The sequence below is a fragment of the Paenibacillus sp. VTT E-133291 genome, from assembly GCF_002264395.1.
GTDB lineage: Bacteria > Bacillota > Bacilli > Paenibacillales > Paenibacillaceae > Paenibacillus_AQ > Paenibacillus_AQ nitricinens.
Genome location: NZ_NFVA01000043.1, coordinates 1 through 12,839, shown reverse-complemented (window position 1 = coordinate 12,839; position 12,839 = coordinate 1). Strand labels below are relative to the sequence as shown.

Annotated in this window: 11 protein-coding genes; all 11 read right to left on the bottom strand. The window is 44.4% G+C overall.

All coding sequences use genetic code 11. The annotated features are described in order from the left end of the window. Window positions 1-51 precede the first annotated feature (51 nt). The 11 genes from CA598_RS17540 to pnp all read right to left on the bottom strand — a co-directional run bounded on the left by CA598_RS17540 (window position 52) and on the right by pnp (window position 12,705). Complete coding sequence (locus CA598_RS17540) at window positions 52-264, bottom strand: YlzJ-like family protein (protein WP_094877308.1); 213 nt, start codon at window positions 262-264, stop codon at window positions 52-54. After that, complete coding sequence (locus tag CA598_RS17535) at window positions 261-1,040, bottom strand: ClpP family protease (RefSeq protein ID WP_179283696.1); 780 nt, start codon at window positions 1,038-1,040, stop codon at window positions 261-263. Before CA598_RS17535 ends, CA598_RS17540 begins: the two co-directional genes overlap by 4 nt. A 215-nt stretch (window positions 1,041-1,255) precedes the next feature. Then, the gene (locus CA598_RS17530; RefSeq protein WP_042189403.1) at window positions 1,256-2,935 is read right to left on the bottom strand and encodes a ribonuclease J; all 1,680 of its coding nucleotides are present in this window, start codon (window positions 2,933-2,935) and stop codon (window positions 1,256-1,258) included. A 509-nt stretch (window positions 2,936-3,444) separates the two neighbouring features. After that, window positions 3,445-4,320 carry a 4-hydroxy-tetrahydrodipicolinate synthase gene (gene dapA / locus CA598_RS17525; RefSeq protein ID WP_094877307.1) on the bottom strand — a complete coding sequence of 292 codons (876 nt, stop codon included), beginning with the start codon at window positions 4,318-4,320 and terminating at the stop codon, window positions 3,445-3,447. A 13-nt stretch (window positions 4,321-4,333) separates the two neighbouring features. After that, the gene (gene dapG / locus CA598_RS17520; protein ID WP_094870282.1) at window positions 4,334-5,557 is read right to left on the bottom strand and encodes an aspartate kinase; all 1,224 of its coding nucleotides are present in this window, start codon (window positions 5,555-5,557) and stop codon (window positions 4,334-4,336) included. 354 nt (window positions 5,558-5,911) lie between these two features. Beyond that, on the bottom strand, window positions 5,912-6,508 hold the full coding sequence (locus CA598_RS17515) for a dipicolinate synthase subunit B (RefSeq protein ID WP_042189406.1): 597 nt from the start codon (window positions 6,506-6,508) through the stop codon (window positions 5,912-5,914). Between the two features lies 1 nt (window position 6,509). Further along, window positions 6,510-7,406: a dipicolinate synthase subunit DpsA gene (gene dpsA, locus CA598_RS17510; protein WP_094877306.1), complete on the bottom strand. Its 897-nt coding sequence runs from the start codon at window positions 7,404-7,406 to the stop codon at window positions 6,510-6,512. Between the two features lie 198 nt (window positions 7,407-7,604). Further along, complete coding sequence (gene dut, locus CA598_RS17505) at window positions 7,605-8,051, bottom strand: dUTP diphosphatase (RefSeq protein WP_179283695.1); 447 nt, start codon at window positions 8,049-8,051, stop codon at window positions 7,605-7,607. Continuing rightward, window positions 8,026-9,294, bottom strand: a complete 1,269-nt coding sequence (locus CA598_RS17500) for a M16 family metallopeptidase (RefSeq protein ID WP_094870285.1) — start codon at window positions 9,292-9,294, stop codon at window positions 8,026-8,028. The genes dut and CA598_RS17500 overlap by 26 nt, the downstream gene beginning before the upstream one ends. A 76-nt stretch (window positions 9,295-9,370) precedes the next feature. Further along, complete coding sequence (locus tag CA598_RS17495) at window positions 9,371-10,354, bottom strand: polysaccharide deacetylase family protein (protein ID WP_094877304.1); 984 nt, start codon at window positions 10,352-10,354, stop codon at window positions 9,371-9,373. A gap of 248 nt (window positions 10,355-10,602) precedes the next feature. Continuing rightward, the gene (gene pnp / locus CA598_RS17490) at window positions 10,603-12,705 is read right to left on the bottom strand and encodes a polyribonucleotide nucleotidyltransferase (protein WP_094877303.1); all 2,103 of its coding nucleotides are present in this window, start codon (window positions 12,703-12,705) and stop codon (window positions 10,603-10,605) included. Window positions 12,706-12,839: the final 134 nt, after the last annotated feature.

Here is a 12,839-nt window from a genome sequence, read left to right as displayed (position 1 = left end):
CCATATAATGGCGTGGCGTACCTATGTTCTCTTTTGTCAAAAAATGAATCTTTATGTTAACGTAATTATCGCTCCTGGAGAGAACGACGGATCCAAATATCGCTCCAAAGGACAATCCAGCAATCTAACTATGCGCGCGCGTCCTTCCTCCATCGGCTCAACCTGCATGAGCATCCCTTGAACACTTACTTCTCGCGTTGCAGCGTAATTATTAAAGGCACCCTCCCACACCTGTTCCATCGACATTATCGTGTAGAGTGTCATTGCGTAAACCCTCCCGAAATCGCTGCTGTAGGCGCTGCAGAGAGATCTCCACCAATCATCCGGTTAAGATGCGCTAAGGCAGCTCCGATCCCGCCCACCTCATCCATGAGACCATATTTAACGGCGTCCAACCCCCCAACGGCTGTTCCAATATCACGATTGAGCTCACCTGTCTTAAACATGAGATCACGGAACTGTTCTTCAGAAATCCGAGAATGAGAAGTAACGAATTTCACTACACGCTCCTGCATTTTTTCCATGTATTCGAACGTCTGTGGCACTCCAATTACTAAACCATTCATACGAATCGGATGTATCGTCATCGTTGCACTTTCCGCAATAATTGAATACGTAGAGGATACAGCGATCGGAACGCCAATACTATGGCCCCCTCCAATGACTACTGTTACCGTTGGTTTAGAGAGCGAAGAAATCATTTCGGCAATCGCTAGACCAGCTTCTACATCTCCACCAACCGTATTTAAAATAATAAGCAGACCTTTAATATTCTTATTCTGTTCAGCTGCCACCAGCTGGGGAATGATATGTTCGTATTTTGTCGTTTTGTTCTGAGGAGGCATTACAATATGGCCTTCAATCTGACCGATGATCGTTATGCAAAAGATATCCGGTTCACCAGTAGGTACCGCTGTTTGTCCAAGCTCTTTCAGTGCACCCATTGTCGTGGGCGGCATATTTTCATTTGTACTTGGATTTCCCTCTTGTGGTATAACTTCCTCATTCTTTGCTCCATTTGATCCATTCATGTAGTTCATCTTCGCAGCTCTCCCTTTTCTTATGCAGCTCTGGTCTGCTATAGCCTTACTAACTTTCATTAGTATGACATTTCAGGGCCCCGCATTATGCAAAGCTCTCCTCATGATATAAATATAAACAATACAAAAACCCCTTTTCCCGTAGAAACCGTCCAATATTTCCGGGGAAAAGGGGCCAATGCCCAAGCTATATATTTATTTAAGGAGAATTCTCCTCACACTTCCATGATAATTGGCAAAATCATCGGTCTACGACGCGTTTGCTCATATAAGAAACGACCGAGTGAATCTTTTACGCTTGTTTTAAGCGATGCCCACTCATTTACTTTCTCACTCATCAGGCGCTGTAGTGTACTCGAAACAATTCGGTTCGCTTCGTCAAGCAGTCCTTCGGACTCACGGACATAAACGAAACCACGAGAAATGATGTCAGGTCCGGAGACAATTGCACCATTCTGTTTGCTTAATGTAACCACGACAACCAAAATACCATCTTGAGACAGTAACTTACGGTCACGCAATACAATATTACCTACATCACCTACACCCAGACCGTCAATCAATACGTTACCAGCCGTTACTTTACCAGCTTTACGAGCGGCACCGCCTTGAATTTCCACAATCTCACCGATTTCAGTGATGAAAATGTTCTGAGACTCTACGCCTACGGATTCTGCCAAAAGCGCATGTTTGCGTTGCATACGGTATTCACCGTGAATTGGAATGAAATATTTAGGTTTCATCAGATTGAGCATAAGCTTAAGCTCTTCCTGGCTACCGTGACCGGATACGTGAACGCCAGAATTGGAACCGCTATAGATTACGTTAGCGCCAAGACGGAACAATTCATCAATGGTACGACCTACATATTTCTCGTTACCTGGTACCGGTGTTGCTGCAATAATAACAGTATCACCTGGCAAGATATCTACTTTACGATGACTGGAACGTGCCATACGGGTCAATGCAGACATTGGCTCGCCTTGGGATCCTGTGCAAAGAACAACGACACGGTTCGCTGCCATTCTGTTCATTTCTTCAGGCTCGATCAGCATACCGTCAGGTACGTTCAGATATCCAAGCTCAGAAGCAATAGATACAACGTTTACCATACTACGGCCAATTACTGTAATTTTACGACCTGTGGATTCTGCCGCATTAACCACTTGCTGAATACGGTGCACATTGGAAGCAAAGGTTGCTACAACGACACGTTGTTCAGCTTTGCGGAAAATATCTTCCAGAACAATACCGACATTCTTTTCAGATGGGGTAAAGCCTGGTTTCTCAGCATTTGTACTATCCGACAAAAGAGCAAGCACGCCCTTCTGACCAATTTCAGCCATCCGATGCAAATTTGCAAATTGACCGTTGACTGGAGTGTGGTCAAATTTGAAATCTCCCGTATGAACTACGTTACCCTCCGGTGTTTCGATGCACACACCGACGGAATCAGGAATACTGTGATTGGTTCTGAAGAAAGTAACTTTGAGTGAACTTCCCAGTTGAATTTCTGAATCTTCATTGATCAGAATCCGTTTGGTGTCACCCAGTAAGTTCGCTTCCTTCAATTTGTTTTCTACAAGTCCTAATGTAAGTCTTGTTCCGTAAACCGGAACATTCAAATTCTTCAGGACATATGGGAGACCACCGATGTGATCCTCGTGTCCGTGGGTAAGTACAATTCCTCTTACCTTGTCACGGTTCTCTGTCAAATAAGAGATATCAGGAATTACAATATCAATACCGAGCATATCTTCTTCCGGGAACTTAAGTCCCGAATCCACGACTACAATGTCAGCTCCATATTGAATGACATACATGTTTTTCCCGATTTCTCCGACTCCGCCCAATGCGAAAATCATCAATTTATCGTTGTTGTTTTTTTTGGACAAATGAATCTAACCCTCCTATGATGTTGGACGTCATACTTTTATTGGTAAATATTGAACTTCGATTATTTCAGCGGCGCTGAACACATTCTTCAAACAGCTGATAGCTTCCTAATTAACAAGGATATTCCTGATATCTGTAAAATGCGCAATGCGAAAGCTCCCGATTCCGGGCAGTAAAGTTCATATTGAAACGGACAAATGCCGTCAAAATTCACCGTCGCGCCCCTCGCGCGAAGACATTTCAATCATTTACACAGACTCATCTTGGGACCTATCCTGTCTCACAATGTAAACCATTGACGGAAGATTACCGCATATTTAATTTTAACCGCACCCAGTCACTTAAGATCATTATACATGATTTTTTTGGCAAAAGACAAGTCACCCTATCTCGTATCCAAATTCTTTCCTTAAATGTGACCCATTATTTTAGCAAAATATAATAAATATAAAAACCGGCTCTCCACAGGAGAAGCCGGTTTAAACACAAGAATATCATTGTTCAGCACTTAGTGAAATAGCGCTTCAATAAAGGCCGCTTCCGCTTCCGTAGGTGAAATAAGCGGCAATCTGACGCCTCCAACAGGCAGACCCTTCAGAGTTAAAGCATATTTGACCGCGGAAGGATTCGGTAGCGGTTGCGGGCATTCGAATAATCCCTTAAAAATTGGGAACAGTTTCCGATGAATCTCTGCCGCTCGCTGCACATTTCCGGAGCTGTATGCATAGATCATTTCTGACATCTGTGCACCAACCACATGACTAGCTACGCTGATAATTCCGTATCCACCTACGGCTAGACTAGCTAAGCCCGCTGAATCATCACCAGTATATACACGGAAGTCATCGGCACACGCAGAAGCGATAAGTGTCACTTGATCGACAGATGCACATTCTTTTGTCGCAACAATATTCGAAATTTCTGCAAGTCGAAGGGTTGTGTCTACGCTCATACTCACACCCGTGCGACCGGGAACATTATACAGCATAACTGGTAATGAAGTCTCCGAAGCAATCGTAGAAAAATGCTGATAGAGCCCTTCCTGATTAGGCTTATTGTAATAAGGAACGACCAAAAGTACGCCGTCCACACCTATTTTCTCCGCTTCCTTCGTGAGGTGAATAGAGTGCTTCGTGTTATTACTGCCTGTTCCAGCAATAATTTTACAGCGACCATTCGCCTTCTCTAGTACGAAAGAAAACAGCTGCAGTTTCTCCTCATCACTTAACGTAGGGGATTCCCCAGTTGTGCCACAGACAACCAAAGCCTCTGATTTCTGTTCCTCAATTAAATAATCGACAAGCTGTGAAGTTACATCCCAGTTGATTTCTCCATCCCCGTCAAAGGGAGTTACCATGGCTGTTATTAATCTTCCGAAATCCACTTTGAATTCCTCCTTAGCGGTGCAATTCAAACATAGCGTGCAGCGAACGCAGGGACTGCACCATATCCTCTTTCTTCACCAGCACCCAAATCGTTGTATTCGAATCTGCGGATTGGAGAATCTGAATATTTTGTGAGCTAAGTGCCTCAACGATACGAGCCATAATACCAGGCACACCATTAATTCCGCCTCCGATAACGGAAACTTTTGCACAACCTGATAAACTCTTAGGACGCAGGCCCAATTGCTGAAGAACTGAGATGGCCTTTTCTGATTTGTCATCGAACACAGTATAAAGAGCTTCCGTAGGTGTTACATTAATAAAATCAACGCTTATTCCGTTGTCAGCCATACTTTTAAAAATTTGCAGTTGAACGCCCGTACCATTTCCATCTGGACACTCCACAGAAATCTGTGTGACGTTGCTGACATATGCAATCCCTGTTACGAAGCGATCTACAATGCCGCCAGACTGAATGTCGTTGAATCCTTCTGGATTCGTAACCAGCGTTCCTTCATTCTCAGAAAATGTTGAACGAACACGTACTGGAATTTGTGCCTGCATAGCAATCTCAACCGCACGCGGATGGATGACCTTTGCTCCTTGATGAGCCATATTACAAATTTCTGTATAACTAACATAAGTTAACGGTTTAGCATCTTCAACGATCCGCGGATCTGCTGTAAGAATCCCATTAACGTCTGTATAGATATCAACCATATCTGCATGAAGAGCAGCACCCAGTGCAGTCGCAGAGGTATCACTTCCTCCACGTCCTAAAGTCGTCAAATCACCCGCTTCAGTCTGTCCTTGGAACCCTGTCACTATAACCACTTTACCTTCACGCAATTCGCGGAGAACTCGTTCAGGACGTACATCTAGAATTCTTGCATTGCCATAGTTGCTATCGGTCAAGAAACCAGCCTGAGCTCCCGTTAATACCGTAGAAGCAATCCCTTCATTCTCCAGCAATCCACAAAGTGTAGTCGCAGAGATAATCTCACCACAGCACATCAAGAGATCCTTCTCACGCTCTGGAAGTGAATCTCCATTCTGTACGGCCCAATCCAGCAGCGTATCCGTTGCATAAGGTTCTCCGCGTCTGCCCATAGCCGAAACAACGATGACCAGACTATAGCCACTAGCGAGCTCCCGTTTGACATTACGAATGACGTGCTCTCTAGCTTGCGGTGTTGAGAGTGATGTTCCTCCGAATTTTTGTACCAGAATACCCATGTATAATTCCTCCATTATTGTCAAAGCAAACACACTAATCGTTCGTAAATAGAATTCATTTCGTTTCTAATGAGAAATTCCTTTACAGTACGTAAGCTTATTTCTTAAGTAATTTTCTTTTAATTTGAAAAATGGTTGTACCGCCCTCGAAATGAGGACGGTAGCAGTAAGCTTATATTTTTTGGTAGCAATGATCTCAGCAATGGGTTTAGCAGATCTTGGCTTTGAGCGTTAACGACCGCGTCTATTGATTAAGAAGCAACTCCGACCAAGGCGGCATTTAACTTCTCATTGCTCATTTAGTGCATCTCCCCTTTTATTATCCGCAACTAGCTCCACCGATTCCGCCTTATTCTAGACGGAATGAAACTTTTCAATAATCATCGGCTGTAGTTGTTTACCTTGCAAAGCGGCATAGCAAGCTTCTGGGATAAGATCCATACGCGCTACTAACGAATTAGGTTTGCCCTCAGGGTTATCCTGTCCGAATGGCACAAAATAAATATGTTTAGCCACGAGAAGCTTTGCAATATTTGCGGCATTAAGACCTAAGCCATCATTGGTAGATATCGCGAGAACAAGTGGACGTCCATTGCGCATCTGCGATTTCGCAGCCATGAGCACTGGACTATCGGTCATAGCATTTGCCAATTTACTCGTTGTATTTCCAGTGCAAGGTGCTATGGTAAGCACATCCAGCAGCTTGGAAGGACCCAGCGGTTCCGCTTCAACAATTGTAGAAATGATATCATTACCTGTTATATCTTTCAACTGTTTTAGCCAATTTTGCGATGTTCCAAAGCGGGTGTCGGTGCCTAGTACGGATGCTGAAACTATGGGCACTACGTTTGCTCCTCCATCTACGAAGCGTTGAATTTGCGGCATTACCTCCGCAAATGTGCAGTGAGATCCGGTAATCGCATACCCTACTGTTTTTCCGTGCCAATCCATTTTATTCGTCCCCCTTGATTAAAGCCTCGTCCGATATCGACTGAACCAGCGCATTTGCCATAATAATCCCAGCGCTTTTAGGAGCTACAATGCCAGGGAGTCCAGGTGCCAGCATCGCTTTAATTCCTCTTTTCTCCGCATAACGAAAGTCACATCCACCTGGAGCGGAAGCCAGGTCAATAATTAAGCAATTCGGTGAGATACGTGAAAGCACTTGTGCGGTGATGATCATACTTGGAATCGTATTAAATATTAGATCAACATCCGGCACATGAAGCAACAGTTCACTGGTCATAAACGGCTTCCAGCCCATTTCCTCAGCACGTGCATAATGTTCCTGTTTTCTAACTCCGGTTTTGACACTAGCACCCAACCCTTGCAGGCTTCTTGCCATTGTAAAACCCGTTCTGCCCAAGCCCAGTACCATCGATTTGGAACTGTGAATGGTAAAATCCGTGTTCTGTATGGCCATAACCAATGCCCCTTCCGCTGTTGGGATGGAGTTGTAGATGGCTACATCATCACGATTAAGCAATTCAATTAACTTTAACGAATGCTTGGCGCACATGCCGCGTAAGTAGCTTTTAGCCATACCGCTATACACCAAACAATGGGGTGGCAGAGCAGCAAAATGTTCTTCCAAGAGCATCAAGCGTTCAGAAGAAAATAAAGCACTGATATTTCCTTCATCATCACAACCAATCGTAGGCAACACTAATACATCTGCATTACTAAGCAGCTCTACCGTCATCTGTTCCAGGCTCACCCCTGGGCAAGGGGTTTCCCATTTATCGAACCCGGCAGCGCTTACCGTCGCATCCAATTCCACACATTTCCGAATCACTTCAAGCTGTCTCGCGTCCCCGCCCAGGAACACGATCCTGACGCCAGTAAGCATAGGGATGACGCTCCTTTCAACATACACTATCGACTATAGAGCATCTTATGCTGGGCATTCTTAATGGGTGAAAAGCGGAGAAGAATTACCATGCAGGCTTAAATGTGTGAAACTTATAAATCGTCATATTTAAACGAAAAAAAAGCTCGCGAATCACGCCGATTAGGCATAAATTCGCAAGCTTTTTAATAAGTCATATTATTTGCCAGTGTGACCGAAGCCTCCGGCTCCACGTTCTGTTTCGGATAAAGTATCTACTTCAACCAAAGTGACCACTGGAACCGCTTGAAACACCATTTGGGCAATACGCTCATTGCGAGCAATAGCAAATGGCTCTTGCCCTAGATTGATCAACAACACTTTGATCTCTCCACGATAATCTGCATCAATCGTTCCAGGTGTGTTCAAACACGTAATCCCATGCTTCAAGGCCAGTCCACTTCGTGGGCGAATCTGAGCTTCTAATCCGTCTGGCATAGCTAATGATATGCCTGTTGGAATTAATGCACGTTCTCCAGGAGCAAGCACGACTTCTCTTTCAACCGCGGCATAAAGATCATACCCGGAAGCCTGTTCTGACATTTTACAAGGAAGATTAACATCCTCGTTTCCAGCTAGTTTATTGATTTGTACGTAATAAGACAAGATCATCTCTCCTAACATTTGCAATAGCTTTATCTGTTGAACCTACCATCGCTAAAGAAAGCGGCTCAGCAAACATATTATCAAGCACACTGTTGATATTGTCCATCGTTACTAACTGAATCTTGGCGATCATATCGTCTAATGTGTTATGTTTTCCGAGCATGAGTTCATTTTTCCCAATCCGATTCATCCGGCTACTAGTGCTTTCCAGGCTAAGAATAAGGCTACCTTTAAGCTGCTCCTTGCCTTTTCGCAGTTCATCTTCACTAAGACCCTTAGTAGCAAGTTCGTACATCATTTCCTTAATTAGCTCTGTTACATCCTTAGTTTGCTTCGGTGCTGTTCCAGCATAGACCGTGAATAAACCAGAATCCGCCTGAGAACTGTGGTATGAATATACAGAATAAGCTAGGCCACGTTTTTCACGAATCTCTTGGAACATCCGTGAGCTCATCCCCCCACCAATGGCATTATTAATAAGCACCATAGCATATTGCATTGGGTCGCCAGAGCGGACCCCTGGTAAGGAAAGACAGATATGATTCTGTTCTGTTTTTTTGCGGTGAAACAACAAATCCCCATAATAATCCGGTGGAGTCAGCGGCGCAGATGTGCCATGATTAGCAAAAGAACCAAAATGCTGCTCCAGCAGCTCAATCAGTCCATCACTAATGTTCCCCGCTACACTAATTACCGTATTCTCAATCGTATACTGCTCCTTCATGTAAGCACGAAGATCATCTGGCTTCATTTCCATCAGCCGTTCCTTTAAGCCTAGGATAGAATACGCAAGCGGATGATCCTTGTAAGCAGCAGCACACATCAAATCATGCACAAGGTCGTCTGGTGTATCCTCGCACATAGAAATTTCCTCAAGGATGACGTTTTTTTCCTTCTCCAGCTCTTCAGCATCCATACGTGAACGGAAGAACATATCTGCTAACACATCTACTGCGATAGGCAGATGCTCATCCAATACCTTTGCATAATAGCAAGTATATTCCTTAGAGGTAAACGCATTTACATTGCCGCCAATAGCATCGAACTGCTCGGCAATATCCTTAGCACTATATCGGTCCGTACCTTTAAAAAGCATATGCTCTACAAAATGGGATATCCCGTTGTTTCCAGGGTGTTCATTCCGCGAACCTGTCTTCACCCAAATTCCAAATGATACGGACCGGCCGGTCGGAATTTTTTCCATCACTACTCGTAATCCATTGGATAATACTATTTTTTCCACTTCATGTCCTCCTGGCAATAGCCATGTTCTATCTAATTTAATACACGTGCCTATAATCCTACCAGAAATAGATCACTCACTCAACATCAGAGGGGATTAGACGCTCCGCTGACAGCGTTTGGCTGACTGTTCCTAGCTGTAACCCTTTTGCCTTTATCCCGCGTATCATGGCCTTCAGCGCCTTGGAGGATGAGGCAGTAGGATGCATAAGAACCAGTGTCCCGGATTCAGCTTTACTTGTGATTTTGGCAACTATAGATTCAGGAGAAGGATTGCGCCAATCCACCGTATCCACAGTCCAGAGTACAGTCTTTAAGCCCAAGCTGCTAGCAATTTCTACTGTCTCTTGATCGAAATCACCAGATGGAGGTGCGAACCATTTATTAGTGACTCCAAGTGATTCTTTTAGCAGCTTTTGCGTCTTTTCAATCTCAACTGTAGCACGCGCTCGACTTAAAGTACTCATATTGGGGTGGGTATAGGCGTGATTCTCCATCTCATGACCACGCTTTAACATTTCTGCAGCAAGCTCTGGATTCTTGCTCAGCCAGCTTCCATCCAGAAAAAACGTAACTTTCACGTTCTCTTCATCCAAAATATCCAGCATGGGCACGATATACTGATTCCCCCAAGCCACATTAATCATCAGTGATACCATCGGTTTCGCCGGATTTCCTCGATATATAGGTTCTGCTCCCAGTTCATTTAACGATACTTTTGGTTCGATCTGCCGATACACTAACTTTATGGGCTCTTTTGGTGCCAAAAGAGCATTCCGATAGGTACTCTCTACATCAATCTCAAGTCCGTTATAACCCGGAATGGCTCTCCACACCCGGTCAACCACTGCATCCACTGGAGGTGCATTTAGTTTGGCCGCGGCGGTCTCAATCCTCAGACGAAGATCGTTATTGGCCGCCTTAGGGATATCCATCCACACCGCAAGATCATCCTGCGGCTTCAATTGCGCAAGCATGTCCTTGACTGGTCCCTGTGTGCTACCAATTCCTATCACGATTGCTACACAAGCAACCACTAATGCCACTTTTTCCGTCTTCATGACGACTTCCTCCCCGGTAGAAACGAATTTCAGGTTCGTTCCACACGATTACAAAGACACTTTGTCCCAATTTATGAGACAAGGGAGGAAATTATGTCATAAACAGATACAAGACTAATAGATAGGAATGTTTGCTACAGTTTTCCAACTTCTTTCATATAAAAAAAAGAGCCAGAACGCAAATCGCTTCTGTCTCTTTTAATAATGAAATTAGATCCCTTTTGTAAAGGTTATTACTAAGATCAAACTTACGCTTTAGCTCCAGTTTCCGAAGTCAACACCGCTTTACGAGACAGGTTAACCCGGCCTTGTGGATCGATCTCGGTAACTTTAACGGTAATGGTGTCACCAATAGCAACAACATCTTCTACCTTAGCTACACGCTCAGTGGACAATTGGGAAATGTGTACCAATCCGTCTTTGCCCGGAATCAGTTCAACAAATGCACCAAATTTCTCAATACGTCTAACTGTACCCACATAGATTTCTCCGACTTGTACTTCACGCACAAGACCTTCGATAATCGAACGAGCCTTTTGGATCATTTCTTCATCTGAAGAACCGATAAAGACACGGCCATCTTGTTCGATGTCGATTTTCACGCCGGTTTCTTCAATAATTTTATTGATAATCTTACCACCAGCACCGATAACATCACGGATTTTGTCCGGATTGATGTTGATAATAATGATTTTAGGAGCATATTTGGACAGATTAGGTCTTGGCGCAGAGATCGCTTCATTCATTTTGTCCAAGATGAACAGACGGCCTTCTTTAGCCTGTTGAAGTGCTTCCTGAAGAATGTTGCGGTCGATACCGGCAATCTTAATGTCCATTTGAATAGCTGTAACACCTTCTGCTGTACCAGCTACCTTGAAGTCCATATCTCCGAGATGATCTTCCATACCTTGAATATCCGTCAGGATGGAGACATGCTCTCCGTCTTTAATCAGCCCCATTGCTACTCCGGCTACTGGAGCTTTGATTGGCACACCAGCGTCCATCATAGCCAGAATACTGGCACAGATGCTTGCCTGGGATGTAGAACCGTTAGATTCAATCGCTTCTGATACTAGACGAATCGTGTACGGGAATTCAGTTTCACTAGGAATTACCTTGGATAATGCACGTTCTCCAAGTGCTCCGTGACCGATTTCACGTCGTCCTGGTGCTCTAAGCGGACGAGCTTCCCCTACGCTGAACGGCGGGAAATTGTAATGGTGCATGAAACGTTTCGTTTCAGTAGGATCGATTCCGTCGAGAATTTGCACATCACCTAGTGCTCCAAGGGTACAAACGCTAAGGATTTGTGTTTGTCCACGTGTGAACAGACCGGAACCATGTGTACGCGGCAACAGGCTTGTATCACATTCAATCGGACGGATTTCATCAAGTTTACGTCCATCTGGACGAACCTTATCATGCGTGATTAGACGTCTTACTTCATCCTTCACGATATCATGGAGGACTTCTTTAACATCTTTCAGAAGCTCCGGTGCTTCTATGTACTTCTCTACGAAATACGCAACCGCTTCATCATTAACGACATCAATCGCTTCCTGACGAGCATGTTTTTCAGCAATTTTAACGGCTTCCACCAGACGAGCCTCAGCAAATGCGCGGACCTCAGTATTCACGTCAGCATTCACTGTATGCAGCTTCACAGCCATTTTTTCTTTACCAGCCACTTTGACCAGTTCTTCGATGGTTGCAACGATCTTACGGATTTCATCATGACCGAACATAATCGCTTCGAGCATCACATCTTCCGTCACTTCGTTCGCTTCCGCTTCAACCATCATGATTGCTTCCTTCGTTCCAGCAACCACTACATAAATATCACTGATTGCTTGCTGAGCCATATCCGGATTGATCACAAATTCTCCATTAACCCGACCTACAGCAACGCCGCCGATTGGTCCATCAAAAGGCACATCGGAAATACTAAGTGCAGCTGAAGTACCGATCATAGCAGCAATATCTGGTGCGCAGTCCTGATCCACACTCATTACCATGTTCAATACCTGAACATCGTTACGGAATCCTTCAGGGAACAGGGGTCTGATTGGACGGTCTGTCAAACGGCTTGACAGAATCGCTTTCTCACTTGGTCTGCCTTCCCGTTTAATAAATCCGCCAGGAATTTTACCTACTGCATATAATCTTTCCTCATAGTTAACTGTAAGGGGGAAAAAATCCAGATCCTTTGGCTCTTTCGAAGCCGTAACGGTACATAATACCGAAGTATCCCCATAACGCACCATAACGGCTGCGTTTGCTTGTTTAGCTAGACGGCCCGTTTCCAGCACAAGGCGTCTTCCGCCTAGCTGCATTTCTACACGTTTTTCCATAAATACCTCCTTGAATAGTAGTAGACCCGCAATCAAATATAGCAGGTTCACAAATAGATCTAATGAATCGGAAAGGCTTGTCCCTAAGTAAAAACGCTTTCGGCGTCCTTATAAGGACGGTAGCGTTTATGCGA

Excerpts from the sequence above, each read along its gene's own strand:
- CA598_RS17540 (WP_094877308.1), bottom strand. The coding sequence starts at position 264 with ATGACACTCTACACGATAATGTCGATGGAACAGGTGTGGGAGGGTGCC.
- CA598_RS17535 (WP_179283696.1), bottom strand. The coding sequence starts at position 1,040 with ATGAACTACATGAATGGATCAAATGGAGCAAAGAATGAGGAAGTTATA.
- dapG (WP_094870282.1), bottom strand. The coding sequence starts at position 5,557 with ATGGGTATTCTGGTACAAAAATTCGGAGGAACATCACTCTCAACACCG.
- CA598_RS17515 (WP_042189406.1), bottom strand. The coding sequence starts at position 6,508 with ATGGATTGGCACGGAAAAACAGTAGGGTATGCGATTACCGGATCTCAC.
- dpsA (WP_094877306.1), bottom strand. The coding sequence starts at position 7,406 with ATGCTTACTGGCGTCAGGATCGTGTTCCTGGGCGGGGACGCGAGACAG.
- CA598_RS17495 (WP_094877304.1), bottom strand. The coding sequence starts at position 10,354 with ATGAAGACGGAAAAAGTGGCATTAGTGGTTGCTTGTGTAGCAATCGTG.
- pnp (WP_094877303.1), bottom strand. The coding sequence starts at position 12,705 with ATGGAAAAACGTGTAGAAATGCAGCTAGGCGGAAGACGCCTTGTGCTG.